General features: G+C 70.0%; 27 protein-coding genes and 1 tRNA gene. 17 read left to right on the forward strand and 11 right to left on the reverse strand.

Going from position 1 to position 21,922, the window contains the following annotated elements; all coding sequences use genetic code 11:
• Positions 1 to 34 precede the first annotated feature (34 nt).
• The 5 genes from moaC (at position 35) to ACWEFL_RS26035 (ending at position 3,169) form a co-directional block, all read left to right on the forward strand.
• Positions 35 to 514, forward strand: a complete 480-nt coding sequence (gene moaC / locus ACWEFL_RS26015) for a cyclic pyranopterin monophosphate synthase MoaC (RefSeq protein WP_451716880.1) — start codon at positions 35 to 37, stop codon at positions 512 to 514.
• A complete protein-coding gene (locus tag ACWEFL_RS26020) occupies positions 511 to 1,176 on the forward strand; it encodes a MogA/MoaB family molybdenum cofactor biosynthesis protein (RefSeq protein ID WP_451716881.1) in 666 nt (221 codons plus the stop codon). The genes moaC and ACWEFL_RS26020 overlap by 4 nt, the downstream gene beginning before the upstream one ends.
• The gene (locus ACWEFL_RS26025; RefSeq protein WP_451716968.1) at positions 1,173 to 1,802 is read left to right on the forward strand and encodes a GNAT family N-acetyltransferase; all 630 of its coding nucleotides are present in this window, start codon (positions 1,173 to 1,175) and stop codon (positions 1,800 to 1,802) included. Before ACWEFL_RS26020 ends, ACWEFL_RS26025 begins: the two co-directional genes overlap by 4 nt.
• Before the next feature lie 135 nt (positions 1,803 to 1,937).
• The gene (sepX, locus tag ACWEFL_RS26030) at positions 1,938 to 3,026 is read left to right on the forward strand and encodes a divisome protein SepX/GlpR (RefSeq protein WP_451716883.1); all 1,089 of its coding nucleotides are present in this window, start codon (positions 1,938 to 1,940) and stop codon (positions 3,024 to 3,026) included.
• 69 nt (positions 3,027 to 3,095) lie between these two features.
• Positions 3,096 to 3,169 (forward strand) — tRNA-Ala (locus ACWEFL_RS26035).
• 177 nt (positions 3,170 to 3,346) lie between these two features.
• Here ACWEFL_RS26035 and ACWEFL_RS26040 read toward each other — a convergent pair.
• Both ACWEFL_RS26040 and ACWEFL_RS26045 read right to left on the reverse strand, forming a co-directional pair.
• Positions 3,347 to 3,904 carry a DUF1062 domain-containing protein gene (locus ACWEFL_RS26040; protein ID WP_451716884.1) on the reverse strand — a complete coding sequence of 186 codons (558 nt, stop codon included), beginning with the start codon at positions 3,902 to 3,904 and terminating at the stop codon, positions 3,347 to 3,349.
• Between the two features lie 90 nt (positions 3,905 to 3,994).
• Positions 3,995 to 4,576 carry a hypothetical protein gene (locus ACWEFL_RS26045; RefSeq protein ID WP_451716885.1) on the reverse strand — a complete coding sequence of 194 codons (582 nt, stop codon included), beginning with the start codon at positions 4,574 to 4,576 and terminating at the stop codon, positions 3,995 to 3,997.
• Between the two features lie 157 nt (positions 4,577 to 4,733).
• Here ACWEFL_RS26045 and ACWEFL_RS26050 point away from each other — a divergent pair, with 157 nt between their 5' ends.
• Positions 4,734 to 5,138, forward strand: coding sequence for a hypothetical protein (locus tag ACWEFL_RS26050; RefSeq protein ID WP_451716887.1), 405 nt, complete (start codon positions 4,734 to 4,736; stop codon positions 5,136 to 5,138).
• A gap of 350 nt (positions 5,139 to 5,488) precedes the next feature.
• Entirely contained in the window at positions 5,489 to 6,169 is a 681-nt protein-coding gene (locus ACWEFL_RS26055; protein WP_451716889.1) for an endonuclease, read from the forward strand.
• A 155-nt stretch (positions 6,170 to 6,324) separates the two neighbouring features.
• On the opposite strand, the gene ACWEFL_RS26060 is transcribed toward ACWEFL_RS26055, so the two are convergent.
• Together ACWEFL_RS26060 and ACWEFL_RS26065 are read right to left on the reverse strand one after the other, a co-directional pair.
• Positions 6,325 to 7,251, reverse strand: a complete 927-nt coding sequence (locus ACWEFL_RS26060) for an SRPBCC family protein (protein WP_451716891.1) — start codon at positions 7,249 to 7,251, stop codon at positions 6,325 to 6,327.
• A gap of 2 nt (positions 7,252 to 7,253) precedes the next feature.
• The gene (locus ACWEFL_RS26065; RefSeq protein ID WP_451716893.1) at positions 7,254 to 7,871 is read right to left on the reverse strand and encodes a histone protein; all 618 of its coding nucleotides are present in this window, start codon (positions 7,869 to 7,871) and stop codon (positions 7,254 to 7,256) included.
• A 108-nt stretch (positions 7,872 to 7,979) separates the two neighbouring features.
• Here ACWEFL_RS26065 and ACWEFL_RS26070 point away from each other — a divergent pair, with 108 nt between their 5' ends.
• The 10 genes from ACWEFL_RS26070 (at position 7,980) to ACWEFL_RS26115 (ending at position 13,958) form a co-directional block, all read left to right on the forward strand.
• Complete coding sequence (locus tag ACWEFL_RS26070; RefSeq protein ID WP_451716895.1) at positions 7,980 to 8,351, forward strand: gas vesicle protein GvpO; 372 nt, start codon at positions 7,980 to 7,982, stop codon at positions 8,349 to 8,351.
• Between the two features lie 60 nt (positions 8,352 to 8,411).
• The gene (locus ACWEFL_RS26075; protein ID WP_451716896.1) at positions 8,412 to 8,870 is read left to right on the forward strand and encodes a gas vesicle structural protein GvpA; all 459 of its coding nucleotides are present in this window, start codon (positions 8,412 to 8,414) and stop codon (positions 8,868 to 8,870) included.
• The gene (locus ACWEFL_RS26080; protein WP_451716898.1) at positions 8,867 to 9,586 is read left to right on the forward strand and encodes a GvpL/GvpF family gas vesicle protein; all 720 of its coding nucleotides are present in this window, start codon (positions 8,867 to 8,869) and stop codon (positions 9,584 to 9,586) included. Before ACWEFL_RS26075 ends, ACWEFL_RS26080 begins: the two co-directional genes overlap by 4 nt.
• Before the next feature lie 6 nt (positions 9,587 to 9,592).
• Positions 9,593 to 9,919, forward strand: a complete 327-nt coding sequence (locus tag ACWEFL_RS26085; RefSeq protein ID WP_451716900.1) for a gas vesicle protein GvpG — start codon at positions 9,593 to 9,595, stop codon at positions 9,917 to 9,919.
• The gene (locus ACWEFL_RS26090; protein WP_451716901.1) at positions 9,916 to 10,341 is read left to right on the forward strand and encodes a gas vesicle protein; all 426 of its coding nucleotides are present in this window, start codon (positions 9,916 to 9,918) and stop codon (positions 10,339 to 10,341) included. Before ACWEFL_RS26085 ends, ACWEFL_RS26090 begins: the two co-directional genes overlap by 4 nt.
• The gene (locus ACWEFL_RS26095) at positions 10,331 to 11,176 is read left to right on the forward strand and encodes a GvpL/GvpF family gas vesicle protein (protein WP_451716903.1); all 846 of its coding nucleotides are present in this window, start codon (positions 10,331 to 10,333) and stop codon (positions 11,174 to 11,176) included. The genes ACWEFL_RS26090 and ACWEFL_RS26095 overlap by 11 nt, the downstream gene beginning before the upstream one ends.
• A gap of 14 nt (positions 11,177 to 11,190) precedes the next feature.
• Entirely contained in the window at positions 11,191 to 11,469 is a 279-nt protein-coding gene (locus ACWEFL_RS26100; protein ID WP_451716904.1) for a gas vesicle protein, read from the forward strand.
• Positions 11,459 to 11,899: a gas vesicle protein K gene (locus tag ACWEFL_RS26105; protein WP_451716906.1), complete on the forward strand. Its 441-nt coding sequence runs from the start codon at positions 11,459 to 11,461 to the stop codon at positions 11,897 to 11,899. The genes ACWEFL_RS26100 and ACWEFL_RS26105 overlap by 11 nt, the downstream gene beginning before the upstream one ends.
• A gap of 439 nt (positions 11,900 to 12,338) precedes the next feature.
• Positions 12,339 to 13,112, forward strand: coding sequence for a SigB/SigF/SigG family RNA polymerase sigma factor (locus tag ACWEFL_RS26110; RefSeq protein ID WP_451716907.1), 774 nt, complete (start codon positions 12,339 to 12,341; stop codon positions 13,110 to 13,112).
• A 114-nt stretch (positions 13,113 to 13,226) separates the two neighbouring features.
• On the forward strand, positions 13,227 to 13,958 hold the full coding sequence (locus tag ACWEFL_RS26115; protein ID WP_451716909.1) for a hypothetical protein: 732 nt from the start codon (positions 13,227 to 13,229) through the stop codon (positions 13,956 to 13,958).
• 195 nt (positions 13,959 to 14,153) lie between these two features.
• Here the strand turns inward: ACWEFL_RS26115 and ACWEFL_RS26120 are convergent, their stop codons facing one another.
• The 7 genes from ACWEFL_RS26120 to ACWEFL_RS26150 all read right to left on the reverse strand — a co-directional run bounded on the left by ACWEFL_RS26120 (position 14,154) and on the right by ACWEFL_RS26150 (position 21,850).
• Positions 14,154 to 15,686: an MFS transporter gene (locus ACWEFL_RS26120; protein ID WP_451716911.1), complete on the reverse strand. Its 1,533-nt coding sequence runs from the start codon at positions 15,684 to 15,686 to the stop codon at positions 14,154 to 14,156.
• Between the two features lie 164 nt (positions 15,687 to 15,850).
• Positions 15,851 to 16,798 carry a ribokinase gene (locus ACWEFL_RS26125; RefSeq protein ID WP_451716913.1) on the reverse strand — a complete coding sequence of 316 codons (948 nt, stop codon included), beginning with the start codon at positions 16,796 to 16,798 and terminating at the stop codon, positions 15,851 to 15,853.
• Positions 16,799 to 17,256: 458 nt separating this feature from the next.
• Positions 17,257 to 18,006 carry a glutamine amidotransferase gene (locus ACWEFL_RS26130; RefSeq protein WP_451716915.1) on the reverse strand — a complete coding sequence of 250 codons (750 nt, stop codon included), beginning with the start codon at positions 18,004 to 18,006 and terminating at the stop codon, positions 17,257 to 17,259.
• The gene (locus tag ACWEFL_RS26135; RefSeq protein WP_451716917.1) at positions 18,003 to 19,052 is read right to left on the reverse strand and encodes a phosphotriesterase family protein; all 1,050 of its coding nucleotides are present in this window, start codon (positions 19,050 to 19,052) and stop codon (positions 18,003 to 18,005) included. The genes ACWEFL_RS26130 and ACWEFL_RS26135 overlap by 4 nt, the downstream gene beginning before the upstream one ends.
• Positions 19,049 to 20,062 (reverse strand): ABC transporter permease, encoded by a 1,014-nt coding sequence (locus ACWEFL_RS26140; RefSeq protein ID WP_451716919.1) that lies wholly within the window; start codon positions 20,060 to 20,062, stop codon positions 19,049 to 19,051. The genes ACWEFL_RS26135 and ACWEFL_RS26140 overlap by 4 nt, the downstream gene beginning before the upstream one ends.
• On the reverse strand, positions 20,059 to 20,832 hold the full coding sequence (locus ACWEFL_RS26145) for an ATP-binding cassette domain-containing protein (protein WP_451716920.1): 774 nt from the start codon (positions 20,830 to 20,832) through the stop codon (positions 20,059 to 20,061). The genes ACWEFL_RS26140 and ACWEFL_RS26145 overlap by 4 nt, the downstream gene beginning before the upstream one ends.
• Positions 20,833 to 20,863: 31 nt before the next feature.
• Positions 20,864 to 21,850, reverse strand: a complete 987-nt coding sequence (locus ACWEFL_RS26150) for a substrate-binding domain-containing protein (RefSeq protein WP_451716922.1) — start codon at positions 21,848 to 21,850, stop codon at positions 20,864 to 20,866.
• Positions 21,851 to 21,922 lie beyond the last annotated feature (72 nt).

The following is a 21,922-nucleotide window of genomic DNA, read 5'->3' on the forward strand; positions in this document are numbered from 1 at the left end:
CCCAGGGCCCGGGACCGGGAGCGGCGAACAGCGCATGAGTACAGACGGCAGGCTGACGCACATCGACGAGGCGGGAGCGGCCCGTATGGTCGACGTCTCAGGGAAGGACGTCACCGCGCGCACCGCTCGCGCCGGCGGCAGAGTCCTGGTGTCCGAGCAGGTCGTGGCGGTGCTGCGGGGTGAGGGCGTGCCCAAGGGCGACGCGCTCGGGACGGCCCGTATCGCCGGGATCATGGGCGCCAAGCGCACCCCCGACCTGATCCCGCTCTGCCATCCGCTCGCCGTCTCGGGCGTCGAGGTCGATCTGTCGGTCGCCGACGACGCCGTGGAGATCACCGCCACCGTGAAGACCACCGACCGCACGGGCGTCGAGATGGAGGCGCTCACCGCCGTCACGGTCGCCGCGCTCACCGTCGTGGACATGGTGAAGGCCCTCGACAAGGCGGCGGTGATCACCGACGTACGGGTCGAGGAGAAGACGGGCGGAAAGTCCGGCGACTGGAACCGGTCATGATCCGGACCCCGCGCGCCGGAGAGGTGTACAGCCACAGCCACGGTCCGGGCGCCGTCCCCAGGGCTCTGGTGATCACCGCGTCCAACCGCGCGTCGGCGGGCGTCTACGAGGACAGGGGCGGCCCGATCCTCGCCGAGGGCCTGGCCGCGCTCGGCTTCCATGTCGACGGACCACGGGTGGTGCCCGACGGCGACCCGGTCGAGGAGGCGCTGCGCGCGGGCGTGGCCCAGGCGTACGACGCCATCCTCACCACCGGCGGCACGGGCATCTCGCCCACGGACCGCACACCCGACGCCACGCGTGCCGTCCTCGACTACGAGATCCCCGGCATCCCCGAGGCGATCCGCGCCCACGGTCTGGCGAAGGTCCCGACCGCCGCGCTCTCCCGTGGGCTGGCGGGGGTCGCGGACCGTACGCTGATCGTCAATCTGCCGGGCTCACCCGGTGGCGTACGGGACGGTCTCGCCGTACTGGAGCGGTTGCTGCCGCACGCGGTCGACCAGCTGCGCGGCGAAGACCACGGCAGCGACAACGGCACCGACGAAGGCACCGCCCCCGCCACCTCGCGGGAAGCCGTACACGAAAAGGTTCACGAGGCGGTTCACGAGCCCGTTCATGACGGAGAACATCCCGGTTCCGCATCCTCCGGGAGCTTGAGCTGAACGCCCCCTGGCCGGTGGTCCTGGCGGACGGCGATGTGCTCCTCCGCCCGATAAAGCTGCGCGACCAGCGGAACTGGCGTGAGGTCAACCGCCGCAACCGCGACTGGCTGCGCCCCTGGGAGGCGACGATCCCGCCCCCCGGCCCCGGCGCGCCGCTCGCCCACCGGCCGACGTACCGCCAGATGGTCCGCCATCTGCGGTCCGAGGCCAGCGCGGGCCGGATGCTGCCGTTCGTCATCGAGTACCAGGGCCGACTGGTGGGCCAGTTGACGGTCGCGGGCATCACTTGGGGATCGATGTGCTCGGGCCATGTGGGCTACTGGGTCGACCGCGAGGTCGCCGGCCACGGCGTGATGCCGACCGCCGTCGCCCTCGTCACCGACCACTGCTTCCGCACGGTCGGACTGCACCGGATGGAGGTCTGTATCCGTCCCGAGAACGGCCCGAGCCGTCGGGTCGTGGAGAAACTCGGATTCCGGGAAGAGGGGCTGAGGCCCCGATATCTGCACATCGACGGTGCGTGGCGGGACCATCTGGTGTTCGCGCTGACAGCCGAGGAAGTCCCCGAGGGGCTGCTCCGCCGCTGGCACCAGGCACGACCCCGAGCGCCTAGAGAAATGAAATAAACGTTCGAAATCGATCGCTGCTGACCGTGATGTGATCTGAACAGTCGCAAAAAAAGTTCGTCATATCAGCGGGATTGTGCGACACACCGGGCCAATTGGAGGATGTCCTTGCGAGAATCCCTCTACGGTGTGACCGTGAGCAGCAGCGGCCTCATCTACGCAGTCATCGTCGGGGCCTGGGCCGCCTACCTGGTGCCGATGTGGCTCCGCAGGCAGGACGAGCTGAACGAAGCACGTCCCACGGAACGCTTCTCCACCGCCATCCGGCTGCTGTCCGGACGCGGGGCGATGGAGCGCCGGTACGCCAAGGAGCTGCGGGTACGCACGACGGAGCAGCCCGAATCCGACTCGGACCCGGATGTCGGCACGGAACCCATGAGTTCCGTCGACGTCCGGGCCTTCGCCGCGCCCCGTACCGAGATCCGGACCCAAGCCCCGGACCAGGCGGCGGCGCGTTCGCGGGACCCCCGATCGAGGGACTCCCGCGCCCGCCGTCCGGGCGCGCGCCCCAACGGCACGGCCACCGAGCGCGCCCGGCGCAGCAAGGTCCTCGCCCGCCGCCGGCGCACCACCGTGATCCTCTTCATGGCCTTCACGCTGGGAGCGATCGTCGCGGCGGTCGGCGGACTCGGTTTCCTGTGGGCGCCCGCGATCCCCGCAGTGCTCCTCAGCGCGTACATCATGCATCTGCGCGCCCAGGAACGCCGACGCTTCGCGGTCGTCATGGACCGCCGCCGCGCGGAGATCGCCGCGCAGCGCCTGCGCGAGAGCCGTCCCCGCCGCCACCAGTCCGCCTCGGCCACGGCCGCCGAGGCGGACGAGGAGCCCGAGGCACACCCCGAGCCCTCACCGGCGAAGGTGTCACCGCAGGAGGCGGGCCGCCGCGCCCTGGTCGAGCAGACGGACCACGCCGAATGGGTCGACCAGCAGCGCGACCGGGGCCCCGCCACCGGCGACAGCTGGGACCCGGTCCCCGTCCCGCTGCCGACCTATGTGACGGCCCCGGTGGCCCCGCGCGCCACGAGCGGGATCGACATGAACGACCCGGAGACCTGGAGCTCCGCCCGCTCCTCCACGGCGGACCCGACCCCACAGGCCCCCGCTCCCGACCCTGCGCCGGACCGCCGCACGCACCCGAACCGCCGCGCTCCCCGCGACCGGGGCCGCACCCCGCTCTTCGACCAGTACGCCGACGACGACCGCCCGCGCGCGGCCAACGAGTGACCCCGTGACCAGCGAAGGAACGGATTTCCAAGCACCCCGACCGGGATGCTAGAGTTTCCCTCGTTGCAAGGGCCTGTGGCGCAGTCTGGTAGCGCACCTCGTTCGCATCGAGGGGGTCTGGGGTTCAAATCCCCACAGGTCCACCGCAAGGCCGTTCTTGAGTCAGCTCGGGAACGGTAACGAAATCCCGTCCGATCGCTGAGATCGGGCGGGGTTTCGTCGTTTCCGGGGTTCGTTCGACGCCTCTTCGGGTCAGACGCCAGGACCAGGGCCTGTCCGGCGGATCGGATACTGCCGACAGGCCCTGGGCCCGGAAGGACTCAGCGCTTGAACGTGAAGGTGAAGTCGCCCGAGAGCTTGCCGCTCAGGCGGACTGTCGACACGAGTTTCCCCTCGGCGATCAGTCTCTCGGCCTCGGCTCGCGAAAAGCCGAAGCCTTCCGCGATCAGCCGCACCGGCCGCACAGGAATCCGCGCCGCGAAACGGACCGAGACCTCGATGGCCTCACCCTCCGGCTGATGCGGCTGATCCGGCCCGCCGCTGTCGAGGCGCCAGGCGTTGTCCCAGTCGAGGGCGATGCGATTGCGGCGCCGTACGACCGGGTCCTGGAGCAGTTCAGCCGCCAGGCCGGGGTCGTTGCCGTGTAGCAGGTTCAGGAGTTCAGGTCGTATGGAACGCACGTTCATCCGCTCCAGGACAGTGAGCTTGGTGGTGTCCCCGCACTCGGTGCACAGCGCGAGGAGCCAGGCGTCAAGGAGCTTGTGGTTCGCGTTGACGCGGAATTTGCCGTTCGCCCGGAAGCGCCCGGAGGCGCACCTGTGGCAACGGCGGAGAACGATTGGCAGGCAGGTGGGCACGACCACCCAGTTTTCGGACACAGAAAGACACCGGTTCCAGTGAGAAGACCGCAGCGAAAAGGGAGCGCGGCGCGCAGGCGCGACGCGCGACGGTTCAGCGCTCGGGGGGTCTCACTTGGTGTACAACGGCACGTCCTTGACAGGGCGACTGCGGGCGGGAGCACGGTAACGGCATACGGGAGTACGGCTCCACTGATTTTCGACCTTCTGCGCCGAACAACTCGTCGACACCCACTCCTGGGAATTCTGGTGGGACTGACCGCGTACCAACTGGGGAACGATCACCAGCAGCCTGGAAATGATCTCCATGACTCGGCATCGACCCAGGTCAAAGGTCCTCGTGAACACCCCACCGCACGACTGTTCTTCGACGCCGTCGCAGGCGAGGAACCAGCCGAGCACCTGTTCACAGTGCCCGTACCAGCCGCTCTCGGCCTGCGTTCGGTCGGCCACCACGGTGATCAGCCGCGTGCACGCCCGCTCCCAATGCCAGGGATCCACCGAGGATCTCGACGAGTGCGACGGCGGCCCCAACGAGCGCGGGCCATCCTCGTCGGCGGCCTCGGGGCTGGGCAGCAAGGGACCTACAAGACCGGTCAGCGTCTTGGACGCATCCTCGTCCAGCTCGAACGGATGCCGCGACGGATCCACTTCCGCCCAGGTCAGCGTGTGCGCCCACAGCTCAGTCGCCACGCCACTGTGCCGTGTGTAGCCGCTTCGACTCCAACGAGGGTCCGAGTGGCCTTCCGCAAGAACGGGGTGATTGTTGTTCAGGCAGCGCCTCAGGACCGGTTGCTGTCAGTGGCCTCTGCCAGGATGCCTCGTTCCACAACACGATCTGGAGAGACCGATGAGCTGGGACGTACTCCTCCTTCGCCTGCCCGACGACGTCACCTCGGTGTCCGAGATTCCCCCCGACTACACCCCGGCCCCGCTTGGCCGGCGACACGACGTACTCGCGGCTGTCACCCAGACCGTCCCCGAAGTCGATCTCTCGGACCCCGCCTGGGGCGAGCTTTCCGGCCCCACCTGGTCCATCGAACTCAGTATCGGCTCAGAAGACCCGGTGGACTCGATCATGCTCCACATCCGGGGCTCCGGCGACGACGTGCTGACACCCGTCTTTCGTCTTGCTGAGGCTCTGCGGTGCAAGGTGCTCGACTGTGCGGACGGGGACCTGATCACTCCGGTGCAAACGTCGGGCTGGCACGCTTTCCAGCGGTTCCGCGATCGAGTGGCCGGACCCTCTCGGTGATGCTTCCCAGTCGCGGCACTGCCGGAGAGGCCCGGCAGGGGCTCTTCGGCATGCGCCCAGCAGCGGAGTCTACTTTCCCGGTCGCCGGGTACCCGGCGAGCGAAGGCCGACCGACCTCCCGCAGTACGGCACGGGCGCGGCAGAGGCCGCCGGGAGCCGCATCGGTGAGAGGGCGACGCGGTCGAGATCCTGATGCGGCCCTGATGTGCGCCGCTCGCGTGCCGCGCATCGTGTCGGTGCGGTCGATGGCGCGGACCGTCGCACTGGACCTCAGTTGGGCAGGCCCCCTGCCGCCCGGCTCGGACGAGAACTCATCACCGTTCCGTTCAAGCGACCGAGGGGTGAGAACCATGGCTCAGACCGCTCACAAGGAGCACATCAGGGACCGGGACACGGTGGCGGCCCTGCTGGAGAGCGCGGGCCGGACCTATGCCGAGGAAGCCGGTGTCCGGCTGCGTAACACCCCGCAGCCGCTGTACCAGCTGCTGGTCACCGCGTGCCTGCTCAGTGCGCGGATCAGGGCGTCCGTCGCCACGAGCGCGGCGCACGAACTCTTCGCGGCGGGGATGCGCGACCCCCACAGGATGCAGGATGCGACCTGGCAGCAGCGGGTGGACGCGCTCGGCAGGGGCCACTACCGGAGGTACGACGAGCGTACGGCGACGCAGCTCGGTGAGGGTGCGCGGATCCTGCTCGACGACTGCAAGGGCGATCTCCGGCAGCTGCGTGACGCGGCGGACGGGGACATCGACGAGATCCGCGAGGGGCTCCGCAGGACGCCAGGTCTCGGCCCGACCGGCGTGGAGATCTTCCTCCGAGAGGTGCAGTCCGTGTGGCCGGAGGTGGGGCCGCTCTTCGACGGCAAGGCACTGGAGGGCGCCAAGCGGCTCGGGCTGCCCCAGGATCCGGAGGAGCTGGCCTCCCTGGTGCCCAGGGACTCCTACGCGCTTCTCGCGGCGGCTCTGGTCCGGGCGGCGCTGAACAAGGACGTCGTCGAGGAGGTCGAAGAGAAGACCAAGAGCGCGGGCTGAGGGCCGGGGTGCCTCTGCGGGATGCCCGCGGGATGCCTCTGGAGGGCCGGGATACGGGGCATCCGTGTTGCGGCTGGCATGGCTGATGGGCCGTCATGGCCGGGGCTCCCGCCCACTGTCCTCGATCCATCTGGATCGCGGACATCGCAGATGAGTCAGCTGCCTTCGTCCGCCGACTCCGGCTCGTCCTGAGCTTCTTCCTCTTCGTCCTCGTCCTCGGACACTTCGTCCGCTGCAACGTCCTCGTCGTCCTCTGCCTCGTCCTCCATGGCCTCCTCGTGCGTGCGCACCACTTCACCGTCCCGGATCTCACCCCGCCAGCCTTCGGCCTCCTCGTCCGTGAGGGACACGTAGCGCTGGAAGTTCTTGAAGTCGAGACGGAGCCGACGGCCCTGCGCGCGCCAGATGTTGCCGGTCTTCTCGAAGAAGCCCGAGGGGTAGTACTCGACCACGAGGATCACCCGGGTGAGGGTGGGGGTCAGTTCGTGGAAGGTGACGCAGCCCTTGGTCGTGCCCTTGGATCCCTCGGAAGTCCAGATCACGCAGTCATCGGGGATCTGCTCCTGGACGGTCGCCTTCCAACCGCGTGTGGAGGGACCCACCTTGACCTTCCAGTCACTGGTGGTTTCGTCCTCCTGGGTGACATTCCGAACGCCCTTGGTGAAGCCACTGAACCGCTCGTACTCCGTCCAGTGGTTGTAGACCACCTTGATCGGAACGCCGATGTCCAGTGTTTCGATGATGCCGGTCACCTTCGTGTCGCCCGCCTTGCGGCCGGAGGCGCCGCCGAGCAGTCCCTCCACCTTGTCTTTCACGCCCCCGAGCAAACCCTTCCCGAGCCCCTTGACCTTGTTCCCGACGAGGGCGGTCAGGGGTGAGTCGCCGCGGAGGATCCCGAGGCCCAGGCGTGGCAGAGCCCCGTCGTGCTCGGCGATATCCGTGAGCCGGTCGGTCATTCCCGTGAGCCGGTCACCCGCGTTCGCGGCGAGCCGGCCCGCCTGCGCGCCGACGTAGTCGCCCAGTTCCGCTTTCAGAAGGTCCAGGCCGGACGCACCGTCCCGTACCGCTTGTGTCGTGGCCATGTCTACCTCCGCCGTCCGGAAGGCTTCTCGCCCGTGGAGCCGCGAGTGCTCCGCTCGGCGGACGCGGCCCCCTGACCGCTTCCGCTCTTACGGGCCGCCGAGCGCCTGGCGGACGATCCCTTCCCCGCGGGCGTACCCGCGGGCGGCTTCGACGGCTTCTCCCGGCCCCTGGAACGGGAGGGAGGCGATGCCTTGGCGGTGGCCTTCTTGCGCGTGGCGGACTGCTTCCGCGATTCCGCCTTCTCCTCCCCGGTGTCCTCGGCCTCGCCCTCCGCCTCCTCCTCACCGCCGGCCATTTCGGGCAGCCGGTCGTTGATGCGGAGCGTCCTCTCGTGCAGTGTTCCCGCCAGGTCGGTCAGCTTGCGATCGACCACCGTCCCGGCGGCCTTCTTTCCGGCGCCGAGGAGGTCGCCGCCGAGCTGCTCCTTCAGGGCGCCCACCTGGGGCACCTCGCCCAGCTTCTGTGCGCCCTCGGCGGCCAGCCGCCGAGGGCTCAAACCGTTCCGGCGGCCGACGAGGTACGTCGCGACGGCGAGGGCGAGCCGCCCCTTCTTCGCGCGTCCCAGTACATACCCGCTCGCGACCCCGGCCGCGAGGGCGATCTTGGTCGTATCTTTCATGGCTGTCCGTTCCGGATCTTGTCGCGCTTCCCAATGGCGCGAGTCCCCCTATACGATGAAAAAACACCGAATCCGCCGATCGGGATCCTTCCAGGATCGGAGACGGAGATGGCGGCAGCCGCAGCGGACGACAAGCACGACAGGAAGCCGGCGGCCGGTCGAGCGCCGGGTCGTGGGCGTTCCGGTGGCTCCTCCCGGCCGAGCGGGGCGACCGCCCGGGCCGTTTCGGCTCCGGAAGCCATGGGTCTGGCCTCGAGTCAGCTGGCAGAGCTTCTGGGGCGTGCACCTCAGTCGGTCTCCGCGCTGAAACCGACGGACGACGGCTGGGTGGCCGACGTGGAGATCGTCGAGCTGGAGCGCGTCCCGGACACGACGAGTGTCATGGCCAGCTACCGGGTGAGTCTCGATCCCGACGGCGGTCTGCGGTCCTATGAACGTATTCGCCGGTACAGCCGGGGCCAGATCGACCGGCCGCGCTGACCTGCTGCCGGGCAGCCCCGGCCTCGGTCCCGCCCCTGCGGCCGGCCGAAAGGAGGCACCGTGACTGTGGTGCCGCAAAGTGGTGGGACCGTCGCTCCCGGCGGCGGCACCACCGGAACTCTCTACGACACACTTGAACTGATCCTCGACCGCGGACTGGTCATCGACGTGTTCGTGCGGGTCTCGCTCGTGGGGATCGAACTGCTGAAGATCGACGCCCGGGTCGTGGTGGCCAGTGTGGACACGTACCTCCAGTTCGCCGAGGCATGCAACAGGCTGGACCTGGAGTCGGGCCGGAAGGCCCCCCAGAAACTGACCGACATCGTCGGCGAGGTCACCGAAGGCGGCGCGAAGAGCAAAACGAAGGGCGCCCTCACCGGGGCCGTCGAAGCCGTCACCGATTCGCTGACCGGCGGTGGACGCGAAGAGGAGAGGGAAACCGAACCGGCGCGTCGGGAGAGCGGAGAGTCGAGGCGGTCCGCCCGTCGCGCGGGGCGTGGGGAGCGCGATGAGTCATGAGCGTCTACGTGTACTCCATCACCGCCGATGACCATCCTCTGCGTGTCGAGGGGGCGACGGGTGTGGGAGACCCGCCGGGTCGGCTACGGACCGTGACGGCAGAGGGTCTGGCGGCGATCGTGAGCGATGCCCCCGAGGACCTGCGGCCCAAGCGCCGTGATCTGGCCGCGCATCAGGAGGTCCAGGATCTCCTGATGGCGGACGGTGCTGTACTTCCGCTGCGGTTCGGTCTCACGGCCCCCGATGACACCGCGGTCCGGGATGTGCTGGAGGACCGTTCGGACGTCTACCTGGAGCGGCTCCACGCACTCGCCGACAGCGCCGAGTACCACCTGAAGGCGGGATGGGATCAGGACGCGCTGCTGAGGGACGTCCTCGCCTCGTCCGCCGAGGCCCGTCAGCTCAACGACGCGATCCGTTCCGGGACCGCCGCTCCCGATATGCCACTCGCTCTCGGCGAATTGGTCTCCGGGGAGGTGGAGCGCCTGCACCGTGAGCTGGCTGACCGGGTGCTGGAAGCCTTGCGGCCGTTCACCGAGGACGAGGTCGTCTCCACCCCCGGGAAGGACGACTTCCTCAGTGTCTCTTTCCTCGTCGGCAGCGGCGACGAGGAGGAGTTCCGCACCGCGCAGGAGAACCTCGCCCGGCGGCTGGAGCGGGATGTGACCATGCGGCTGCGCGGACCCTTGCCGCCCTACAGCTTCGTAGGAGTGTGACGCGTCGTGGGAGTGTTCACCGAGATCCTCGCCCTGCCCCTGGCCCCGCTGCGCGGTGTCGGCTGGGTCCTGGGCAAGGCCGTCGAGGCCGCTGAACAGGAGTACTACGACCCCGGCCCGGTGGAGGAGGAGCTGATCGCGCTCGAACGCGCGCTCCTGGCGGGCGATATCGACGAGGAGAGCTACGACAGGCGTGAGGACGAACTCCTGGACCGTCTGGAGGAGATCCGTGCCTTCTGGGCGGCCCGCTCGAACGGACCGCCGGTCGGCGAAGGACCGGTCGCGGACGGGCCGGTCGGTGAAGGGACGCTCGGAGAAGGGCCGGAGACGTGAGGAACGAACCGGTTCCGAACAGGCTCGGCTCGTACCCGACGCGTGCCGCGGGTCCGCCGGCGTACGCGCAGGGTTCCTCGGCGAATCTGGCCGACATCCTCGAACGCGTCCTCGACAAGGGCATCGTCATCGCCGGAGACATCCAGATCAATCTTCTGGACATCGAACTCCTCACCATCAAGCTCCGGTTGCTGGTCGCCTCCGTGGACAAGGCGAAGGAGATGGGCATCGACTGGTGGGAGCACGATCCGTCGTTGTCCTCGTCCGCCCGGCGCAAGTCCCTTGTAGAGGAGAACCGCAGACTGCGGGCGGAGATCGAGGGCATGCGCTCCGCGGACTCCTCGGACTTCTCGGAGCGCAGGGTCACGCGGCCCGAGCGCCCACGGCCCAGGCGGCGGAATGAGGCGTCGGATGAGTACTGACGCGAGTACCGATGTCGTGTACGCGTATGCCGTCGCCCTCGACGCGGAGGGACTGCGGGAGCGGACGAAGGCGCTCCGGGGGGTCCATGACGCACCGGTACGGCTGGTGCGCGGCGGCCCCGGCGGGCGCTTGGCCGCCGCAGTGAGTTCGGTTCCCGCCTCCCAGTTCGGCCAGGAGGAACTCAAAGCCCATCTGGAGGACCTGGCCTGGCTGGAGGAGACGGCCCGTGCCCACCACGACGTGATCGAGGCGCTGTACGAGGCGACCAGCGTGCTGCCCCTACGGCTGGGAACGGTCTATCTGGAGGACGCGGGGGTGACGAGGGTCCTGGACACCGAGGGCGAGGCGTTCCTGAAACGGCTGGCGAGGCTGGCGGACCATGTCGAGTGGGGTGTCAAGGTGTACGTCGAGGGGCGGTCCCCCCAGGAGCCTCCGGAGTCTCAGGAGCCGGCGGTCGAGGCTCCGGGGGAGAGCCCGGGGCGGGCGTACCTTCAGGGGCGGCGTACCCAGCAGCGGTCGCGTGATGAGACCTGGCACAACGCCATGGTGGTGGCGCGTCGCATCGAGGACGTGGGGCGCGCATACGCCTCGGGATGGGCCCGGCACCGCGTTCAGCAGGGCGAACTCGCCCGGGGGCCCGGCCAGAACGTGATCAACGACGCGTATCTCGTACCCCTTGAGCGGGCGGAGCGGTTCCGGGCGGAGGCGTCGCGCGCCGCCGAGGGCCTGGAGGGCGTACGGATCGAGGTCACCGGTCCCTGGGCGCCGTACTCGTTCGCCACCCCGTCGGAGACTTCCGCGGCGGGCGATCCGGCCGCCTCCGCCCCGCCATGACGCGGCCTGCGGCCATGACGCATCCCGCGGCCGTCCCCCGGGAAGAACCGCTGCCGCAGCGGCAGGTGGCGCTCATCGATCTGCTCGACCGGCTGCTGAGCGGCGGAGCCGTCCTGACCGGTGACCTCGTCCTGTCGATCGCCGACATCGATCTGGTGAGAATCTCGCTGCGCGCGCTCATCGTCTCGATCGGCCCGTCCAACCCGGCGCCCTGGCCCGACCACGAGGCGCCCGGTCTTGAGGCGCCCGGTCTTGAGGCACCCGACGACGAGGTGCCCGGCCATGAGTCATGAGAGCGGACGGTACGACGACAGCCCCCGCCCCGGCGGCCCCGACCGCCCGGCCTCCTCCCGGCAGCGGTGGGAAGAGGTCACGGATGCCGCGGAACGCGCGTTCCGTCTCCTGCCGAACACCCAGCCCACCGCGGACAGGGCGTCCCACGCGCCCGCCCGTCGCATCAGCGCCGATCCGAAGACCGTCGAACAGGATCTGGTCAGGCTGGTCCTGACCCTCGTCGAGCTGCTGCGGCAGCTCATGGAACGGCAGGCACTGCACCGGGTGGACGAGGGCGATCTCTCGGAGGAACAGGAGGAACGGCTGGGCATGACGCTGATGCTCCTGCACGACCGGATGGCCGAACTGTGCGCCCAGCACGGTCTGACCATGGACGACCTTCAGCTCGACCTCGGGCCTCTGGGGCCCCTGCTTCCCCCGGAGCGCTGACGACCGCGGTGGCCGACGACCGCGGTGGCCGACGCCGTGGTGCACGCCGCAGGGCGGGTGCTCGCCCCTGGGGCGGTGGCCGCGGCACGACGAGCGGCGCACGGCCCGCCACCGTAGGCACGACGAGCGGCGCACGGACCGCCACCGTAGGCACGACGAGCGGCGCACGGACCGCCACCACAGGCACGACGAGCGGCGCACGGCCCGCCGACCGGACCACGCACCGCGCTCGGCTCGGGACGTCCGGCGACCACAGCCTGCCGGGATGACGCGGTCAGGTTTTCCTGCGACTGTGGGAAAGGGTCACATTGCAGAACATTTGGGGACGCGCTTCCCGGCGGGAAACCTCATCCACCCCTCCGTACGAGCGGGTGCCCCGCCGGTGCGCGCGCACACATCCGATATCCGGGCGGGCGTGTCTGTGAGGAAGTGAATTCCCATGGTTCGGTCACATGCGCACGACGACGCGCCGGACACGACCGAGGGGTTTCTGAGGCTGGCGACCATGCCGGTCGGCCCGGACCGGGACCGGCTGCGCGGCGACCTCGTGGAGGCGTGGCTGCCGATGGCCCACCGCATCGCCGGCAAGTACCGCAACCGTGGGGAGAGTCTGGAGGATCTCCAGCAGGTCGCCGCCGTGGGCCTGGTCAAGGCGGTGAACAGGTACGACCCGTTCCGCGGCACACCGTTCCCCTCCTACGCGGTCCCCACGATCACCGGGGAGGTCAGACGCCACTTCCGGGACTGCCTGTGGGCGCTGTCCGTGCCGCGCCGGGTGCAGGAGCTTCGCGGACTGGTCCGGCCGGTCTACCAGGAACTCTCCCGGCCCGGCCACACACCGAGCGCCACGGAGGTCGCGGAGCGCGCGGGCGTGAGCCGGGAGGAGGCCGCGGCGGGGCTGGCCGCCCTCCACGCCTTCACCGCGCTGTCGTACGACACCGGGCGTCCCGCGAGCGGCGGCGACGAATACCTGCTGGACGCCATCGGAGCACCCGACCCCGCCATCGACCGGATCGTCGACCGCGAGGCCGCGAAACCCGGCCTCAGAAACCTGCCCGAACGCGAACGTGAGATCCTCTATCTCCGGTTCTTCGTCGGAATGACCCAGCACCGGATCGGCGAAGAACTGGGCATCTCCCAGATGCACGTCTCCCGCCTCATCCACCGCAGCTGCGCCCGCGTCCACGACGAAGCTCTGCCCGATGCGAACTGATCCTGACACCGTACTGTCCCCTTGGGCGACCGCGGGTGCCCTGGCGTAGGTTCCGTGAACCGACTACACAACGTTGTGTGAGAAGAGCGCATTCCGGAGAATCAGGAAGCAGGCATGGCAGAGCAACCGCCGCTTGATCGTGTGGGGCACGGGCGACACGACCGACGCGACGTGATCAAGGTCAATCAGGTCTGCAGCACGCGCGAAGCCGGGTTGGTGCGCGGTGTCGATATCGTCGGCGTCTGCCTCGGCGATGCCGGGCGGCACGACAGGCGCACCGTGACGACGGAGCGGTTCGAGGAGATCAGACACGCGACTTCCGCGAGCATCGCTCTCGCCGTCGACGAGTCGGCGGAGGTGCCCGACGAGGACCTGCCGGACGTCATCGGGTCGCTGAGGCCGGACTACTTCGAGTTCACACCACCCGATCCGGAGAAGAGCGGGGCGTTCGAGGCGCAGCTCGCGCTCGTGCGCGGGGTCGGCGTGCCGGGCATCGCCAATGGATTCTTCCTGTTGAAGGACGAGGTGTCCCTGGTGCGCGGTACGGCTCACCTGGACCGCCTCGTCGAGGCCGGAGTGCGGTTCTTCCAAGTGGAGGTGGACTCACTCCTCGACCCCCGGTTCAGAATCTCCTCGGCCCACGAGAAGCTGATCGCGGAACTGTTCGCCCGGTACCCGTTCATCGTCAACGACCGGTTCGGCCACCTGGACGGTCCTCTCGATGTCAACCAGACCGGGCTGTATCTGAACATCGGCGGCAAGGGGCTCAGGAACTACGACTACTCAGACCGGTCCTACCCCCTCTCGGCGGTCGTGCGGCTGATCAGATCCGCGTTGGAGCGTTGAGACTCCGATACGCGCCGCGCCCGGGATCGACGACCGCGACGCGTGACCGGCTCGCGTAACTTGTGCCGGACCCGCCGGACCCGCCGGACCCGCCGGACCCGCCGGACCCGCCGGACCCGCCGGACCCGTCGGACCCGTCGGACCCGTCGGAGACGTCCCCGGTTCGTCATCGGTCAGGGGGTCCGGGCGGGTTCGTCATCGGTCAGGGGGGCCGGGCGGGGGCCCCGGTTCGCGGGGCGCGGCGGTCCGCTCTCCGTTGTGGGACCGGCCGTCGCGGGCCACCTCGGAGAGCGGGGTGGCGATGTCCTCCAGGGACCGCCTCTCCGCGGCGACCGCGAAGAACAGCGCGACCAGCCCGGCGGCCACCATGAGCGCCGCTCCGATGCTGAAGGCGAGGACGGCGTCCGCGACGACGCCGCTCTCGGTCAGTCCGGCGAACACCAGGGGCCCGGCGATGCCGCCCGCGGCGGTGCCGAGGGCGTAGAAGAAGGCGATCGACATCGCGCGGGTCTCCATCGGAAAGATCTCACTGACCGTCAGATACGCGGAGCTGGCGCCCGCGGACGCGAAGAACAGCACCACGCACCAGGACAGCGTCATCGTGGTGGCGTCGAGCACGCCCGCGCCGAACAGCGCCGCGGTGCCGAACAGCAGGAGACCGGAGAGGATGTAAGTGCCCGCGATCATGGGGCGTCTGCCCCAGGTGTCGAAGAGGTGCCCGAGCAGCAGCGGTCCGAGAAAGTTGCCGAACGCGATGACGGCGAAGTAGTAGCCGGTCGACCCGCTGGGGACGGAGAAGAACCGCACCAGGATGGAACCGAAGCCGAAGGTGATGGCGTTGTAGAGGAACGCCTGCCCGATGAAGAGCGAGAAACCGAGGACCGCGCGCCGGGGGTACCGGCGGAAGACGGTGCGCGCGATCTCGCCGAAGCCGATCGTTCCGCGCTGATGGACCGTCATCTCGCGGGCCGCTTGCGGCAGACGGCGGCCCTTCTCCCGTACGATCCGGCGTTCCACATCGTCCACGAGCCGCTCCGCCTCCGGGGCCCGGCCGTGGATCAGCATCCACCGGGGGCTCTCCGGTACCTGACGGCGTACGAGCAGGATCACCAGACCCAGGACGACGCCGAGGCCGAAGGACAGTCGCCAGCCGACGTCGGCGGGGAAGAGCGCGGTGTCGAGCGCGACGACCGACAGCAGCGCACCGCCCATCGCGCCGAGCCAGTAGCTTCCGTTGATGATGAGGTCGACCCGGCCCCGGTACTTGCTCGGGATCAGCTCGTCGATGGCCGAGTTGATGGCCGCGTACTCGCCTCCGATGCCGAAACCGGTCAGGAACCGGAAGAGGAAGAACCACCAGGCGGAGAAGGACAGCGCGGTGAGAGCGGTCGCGGCCAGGTACACCGACAGGGTGACCAGGAACAGCCTCTTGCGCCCGAAGCGGTCGGTGAGCCGGCCGAAGAACAGCGCGCCGGAACAGGCCCCGGCCACGTACAGAGCCGCGGCGACGCCCGTGACTTGCGCGTCGGTGATCGCCAGTCCGCTGCCGGGCTCGGAGATCCGGCTGGCCATGGAGCCGACGATCGTGACCTCCAGGCCGTCGAGGATCCACACGGTGCCCAGGCCGACCACGATCATCCAGTGCCATCGGGACCACGGCAGCCGGTCGAGCCGGGCCGGTACGCGGGTGGTGATGATTCCGCCCGCCCCGTGTGCGCTCCCGCTCATCGCCGCGCCTCCCGCTCGGTGCCGCGGCTCGCGTGACCGGAGCCGCGTGGACGTCAGCCGGTCGGGGCGTCCGGCCCCGGGCGAGCCGCTCCGTACCGCGCCGCTGAGCCGTACCACGTGGACGGCATCGGCAAACCGGGCCGGTTCGCGTATGGCCGGTCCCGTCAGCCGCCGGGGCGGGGCCCGGCCGTGCCGGCTTCGAGCAGGGCGGTCACCTCGGCCGCGTCCGGCAGGGAGGGGCTCGCGCCGGGGCGGGTGGTGGCGAGGGCGCCGGCCGCCATGCCGTGCCGTATCGCGGTGTCGAGGCCGAGTCCCCGTGCGAGCGCGGCGCCCAGCGCTCCGGTGAACGCGTCGCCCGCCGCCGTGGTGTCGACCGGGGTGACGGGGAAGGCCGGGAAATGGCGGAAGCCCTCGTCGTCGGCCAGTACGGCTCCCGCGCCGCCGAGGGTGATCAGCACATGGCGTACTCCCCGGTGCAGGAACCATTGGGCCGCCCTGCCCGCGGACTCGGCGTCCTCCACGACGGTGCCGGTGAGCGCGGTGGTCTCACCGGCGTTGGGGGTGACCAGGTCCACGTGCTGCCAGATCCCGTCCGGCAGCGGCCGGGCCGGGGCCGGATCGAGCACCACGGTGTGTCCGGACCGGGCTCCGGCGACCGCCGCGTGGTGGATCACGGGGACGGGCACCTCCAGTTGGAGGAGCATCACCCCGGCCGACCCGGCGGTGGCGGCCAGACTAGCGTCGACCATCGCCGGGGTCAGCTCGGCGTTGGCCAGCGGGGCGACGACGATGTCGTTCTCGCCCGTCGCGTCGACCCTGATGTGGGCCACGCCCGTACGGCCCTTCACGGTACGGACCTCGGACAGCCGGACGCCCTGCTCGGACAGTCCGGAGAGCACGAGGTCGCGGAAGGGATCCTCGCCGACGCAGCCGACCAGCCAGGTCGGGGCTCCACAGCGGGCGGCGGCGACGGCCTGGTTGGCGCCCTTGCCGCCGAGGGCGAGGGTGAGGTCGTGGCCGAGCACGGTCTCGCCGCGGCGCGGCGGGCGCTCGCTGAACGCCGTGACATCGACGCTGACACTGCCGACGACGAGTACGCCGTCTGCTGACATCCGGGACTCCTGGGTGTGTGATGAGCCGGCGCGCGGCGAGGACCGGGACCGGAGGACGGGGCGGGGTGGTGCGGTCCGGGGGAGGGCGGTGTGTGGATCCGGCGGACCAAGGGCCGGGTTCGGGGTGTGGACGGCGGACCAAGGGCCGGGTTCGGGACGGCGTACGACCTGGGCGGGGCGTGGACCCGGCGCACCGAGCCAGGGGCGGCACACCGGGTCCGGGTGCGGCACACCGTACGAACCGGGGCGCCCGGCCAGTACGCGGCACCCCGGTCCCTACGCGCGCCCCGCCGCGCACGCCCCCGCCGCCGGGTGCGGATCGGCGGCAGAAGCGTGCGCGGCGGGAGAGGCGTCGAACCTGCGGCAGAGGCGCGCGCGGCGGGAGGGGCGTCGCATCGGCGGCAGAGGCGTCGGACCAGCGGTAGGCGCGTCCGGCGCGCCCGCGCCGCGCAGACGCGTCAGAGCTCCCGCGTGAGCCACCGGCACGCGTTGGTGAACAGCGTCTGGTAACCCTCCCAGTCGAGGAACTCCTGCGGGCACCAGTGCGGCGCGATGTCCGAGGCCCAGGCGAGGGTGCGGCCCTCGCCCACCTCCCGTACCGCGAGCAGCGGGTCGCCGTTGATCTCGGCTATGACATGGGCGTCGTCCTTGACGCCGAAGCGGTTGTAGCCCAGCAGCGGCGGCCACTCGCCGCTCAGGCCCGCGGCGATCGGGTGGGCCGCGTCGGTGAGGGCGGGAACCGAGCCCTCGGGGGTCTCGACCCGGTCGTCGTGCGAGGAGATGACGCTCGGCAGCACCTCGTCGACCGCGGTCCGGTAGAAGAAACCTTTCGCCTCGAACCCCTGGAAGCTCAGATAGCCACCGGCCATGCCCAGTCCGCCGCCCGCCCTGGTCCACTCGGCGAGGACGGCGAGGCGGTTGGTCCGGGGGCGGCCCCTGAGCCAGGTGTCGGGGTGCAGCAGCAGGCTGTTGGCGCCGATGTCGGAGAGGATGACCGCGTCGTAGGCGGACAGTTCCTCCACCGTGTTCGGGAAGCGCTCCGGAACCTCGTGCGCCGGGAGGTAGGCCACCTCGATGCCGCTTCCGGTCAGCGCGTCCCGCAGCGGATCGACGCCGGTGTGGAAGGTGACCGAGGTGAACGCGTCGAAGCCCTTGTAGTGGGTGGCTTCGCTCACCCAGGACTCTCCGGCGATCAGTACGCGGGTCATGGACGGACTCCCTTCGCGGCGGCTTCGAAGACGGCCGCCGGATTGTGTACGAGAAGCTGCTCGATGTCCCCGTCGGTCAGGCCGTGGCGGCGCAGCCGGGGCGAGAAGCCGGTGATGAGGTGGTCGTAGCCGTAACCGCCGTAGCGGGTGAGCATCGTCTTGAGGAAGACGTCGCCCGACAGCAGCAGCCGGTCGCGGTGGCCCGCGGCCACCAGCGCGGCGATCGCGCGGGCGTTGTCCTCGTCGGCCGGTGACTGGGCGTCCTGGTCGGCGAAGTAGAACTCCATGCCGACCATGTCGTACTCCAGCCACGCACCGCGCTCGGCGAGCGCGTGCTGGTAACCGGGGTCGTCGAGGCTGGGGTTGAGGTGACACAGCACCGTGGCACCGAGGTCGCCGCCCTCCTCGGCCACCGTGTCGAGGACCCGGTGGCCGTGCCGCTCCCAGCCGGGCAGATGCACCGACAGCGGCACTCCGGTACGGCGCTGGGCGCGGGCCGCGCCCCGCAGCACCTTCTCCTCCTGCGCGGTGAACGCCGCGGAGACCCCGATCTCGCCGATGATGCCGGCCCGGACGCCGCCGACGCCCTCGCGGATCTCGTGTTCGATGTGCTCGGCCACGTTCTCGGCCGTCATCGACCGCACCCCGGCCGGATGGCTGGGTTCGAGGTAGAAGCCGCAGCCCATCACGATGTTCAGTCCGGTGCGGCGGGCCACCTCGGCGAGCCCGGCGGGGTCGCGGCCGATGCCGGAGCAGGTCTGCTCGACGATGGTGCGCCCGCCGGCGGCGGCGAACCTGGCGGCCTCCGCCGCCGCGAGCCCGGTGTCGTCCATCCGGATGTTGTCGCGGGAGAGGAAGGGGTCGTTGCGCAGGCGTCCGAGGTAGCTCATGCGCAACGGCTGCTCGGCGATCTCCCGGCCCTCCGCGTCGTCCGGGCCCGGCGGATGCCAGCACGAGGACGTGTCGTTGAGGAGGTGCTCGTGCATGAGGGTGATCCCCAGCTCGGCGACCGGGACGGTGCCGATGACCGTACGGACGGCGGTCATGACTTCACCGCGGCGAAACGGGTGAAGAGGCGGGTGTTGGCGAGGACCGCGATCAGCAGGATCGAGCCCTGGACGATCTGAACGTAGAACGGGTTGACATGGCTGAGGTCCAGGCCGTTCTCGATGAAGCCGAGGGTGAGCACGCCCAGGACGGTGCCGAGCACGCTGCCCCGACCGCCGAAGAGGCTGGTGCCGCCCAGGACGACCGCGGTGATCACGGTCAGCTCGAAGCCGATGCCCTGGTTGGACGAGCCGCTGCCGAGCCGGGTGGCGACCAGGATCCCGGCGAGGGACGCGGCCACCCCCGAGAGCAGATAGACCCACATGCCGACCATGCGGACGTTGACCCCGGCGCGGCGCAGGGACTCGATGTCGCTGCCCAGGCCGACGACGTACTGCCCGAAGGGGGTCTTGGTGAAGACGACCCAGGCGACGGCGGCGACCACGACCGCGATGACCGCCGCGACCGGGATGCCCGCGATCCGGCCCTGGCCGAGGAAGCCGACCCAGTTGTCCTCGGGGATGGAGACCGAGTAGCCGTTGGTGGAGCGCAGCGCGGTGCCGCGGATGATGCCGAGGGTGGCGAGGGTGATGATGAAGGCGGGGATGCCCTGGTAACAGGAGAGCCAGCCGTTGATCATGCCGATGACCGCGCCGAGGGCGATGACGGCGAGGAAGGCCACGGTCGGGCTGGTCCCGTTGGAGATGAGGATCGCCAGCATCGAGCCGCTGAGCGCCAGCACCGAGCCGACCGACAGATCGATGCCCGCCGTGGTGATGACGAAGGTCATCGCGACGGCGACGATGAGCGCGGGCGCGTTCTGCCGCAGCACGCTCATGACGTTCTCCGAGCTGAAGAACGTGTCGGCCGACACCGAGAAGACGGCGAGCACCAGCAGCAGCACCGCGCCGATGGCGACGGTCTGGACGTGCTTCCCGAGGAAGGCGTGGATCCTGGCGGAGCGGGTGGCGACCACGCGCTCGCTCACGACGGCCGTTCCGGCGCTCATGCCGCCTCCGTTCCATGGCCGTCGCCGACGATCTCGGAGACGAGTTCTTCCAGGCTGGTGGTCTTCGCGTCGAGTTCCCGGCGCACGGCTCCCTCGTACATGACGGTCAGCCGGTCGCAGACCCGGAAGAGGTCCTGGAGCCGGTGGGTGATGAGGATGACGCTGACCCCGCGGGCCGAGACCGTGCGGATGAGTTCGAGCACGGTCTCGACCTCGGTGACGGCGAGCGCGGCGGTCGGCTCGTCGAGGATGAGCACCTGGGGCTCGAAGGAGACGGCGCGGGCGATCGCGATCGCCTGCCGCTGGCCGCCGGAGAGATTGCGTACGGCGACGTTGGTCAGCGGGATGCGGATACGCAGCGCGTCCAGGTGCCGGCGCGCCTCGGTGTGCATGCGCTTCTTGTCGAGGAACAGCCCGCCCGCGGTGCGCGGTTCCCGGCCGAGGAAGAGGTTGGCCGCGACGTCGAGGTCGTCGCAGAGGGCGAGGTCCTGGTAGACCATGCCGATTCCGGCGTCCCGTGCCTCCCGAGGGGTGGTGAAGGACGTCTTCTGGCCATTGACGCGGATCTCACCGGAGTCGGGGACCACCGCGCCGGCCAGGACCTTCATCGAGGTCGACTTGCCCGCCGCGTTGTCGCCGACCAGGCCGACCACCTCGCCGGGGCGGACGCGGATCGTCACACCGCGCAGCGCGTCGATCATGCCGTAGCGCTTGCGTACATCAATCATCTCGGCGCGGTACTCGGGCCGCGCGTCGGCTGCTGTGGTCACGTGGTGCTCACCTTCGTGCGCTCGCCGCGGGTTACTTGTAGACGGCGCGGTACGGGTCGACGTTCTCCTTGGTGACGATGGTCACCGGCACGTCGATCGTCTTGGCGACCTTCTCCCCCTTGACCAGGGACACGGCCGCCTTCACGGCCTCCGCGCCCTCCTTCTTGGGGTCCTGCTGGACGACGCCGGCGACGAATCCCGCGTCGATGCCGTCGATGGCCTGCTTGGTCAGGTCCCAGCCGAAGACCTTGACGCGCTTCTGGGCTCCCGCGCTCTTGACCGCGGCCACGGTGCCGAGGAGGGCGGGCTCACCGGTGGCGTACACGGTGTTCATGTCCTTCTGGGCGGTCAGCAGGTTCCCGGCGGCGGTGGAGGCGCCTTCCTGGGTGTTCTTGCTGTCGACGGTCTGCAGCACCTGGGCGCCCTTGGCCTTGACCGCGGAGTCGAAGTTGTCCTTGCGCAGGTTCTGGATGTACGCGTTGAGCGCCCCGACGACGCCGATCTTGGGGGTGATGGAGTTCTCGGCGTTGTACGTGTTGACGAACTCGCCGATCTGCTTGCCCGCCGCCGCGTTGTCGACGCCCACCTGCACGTCGACGGCGGGGTCTTCGATGATGGCGTCGACGGCGACCACCTTGACGCCGGCCTTGGAGGCGGCGCGCAGCGCGGGCTTGATGCCGTTGACGTCGATGGCCTCGACGATGACCGCGTCGAAGCCCTGCTGGACGAAGTCCTGTACGGCCTGGTTCTGCTGGACGGCGTCGTCGTTGGCGTTGAACACCGTGAGGTCGGCGCCGATCTCCTTGGCGGCGGCCCGGGCACCCTCGTTCATCTGGTTGAAGAATATCGCCTGCGTGTTGACCTGCACCAGGCCGATACGCACCTTGCCGTCGGACGCGCCGCCCGACTTCTTCCCGGCGGCGTCGTCGCCTTCGCGGGAGCAGCCGGCCGTCACGCCGGCGACGAGCACGACGCTGAGGGAGGCGAGCGCGATTCCGCGCAGGGGTCTCATGGTCATGAGGGTTCCTCTCGGGCGGCACTCGGGCCGCAGGGGGAGGGAAGCAACAGGACAGGGGGCCACCGGCACCGG

The organism is Streptomyces sp. NPDC004838 (genome assembly GCF_053600955.1).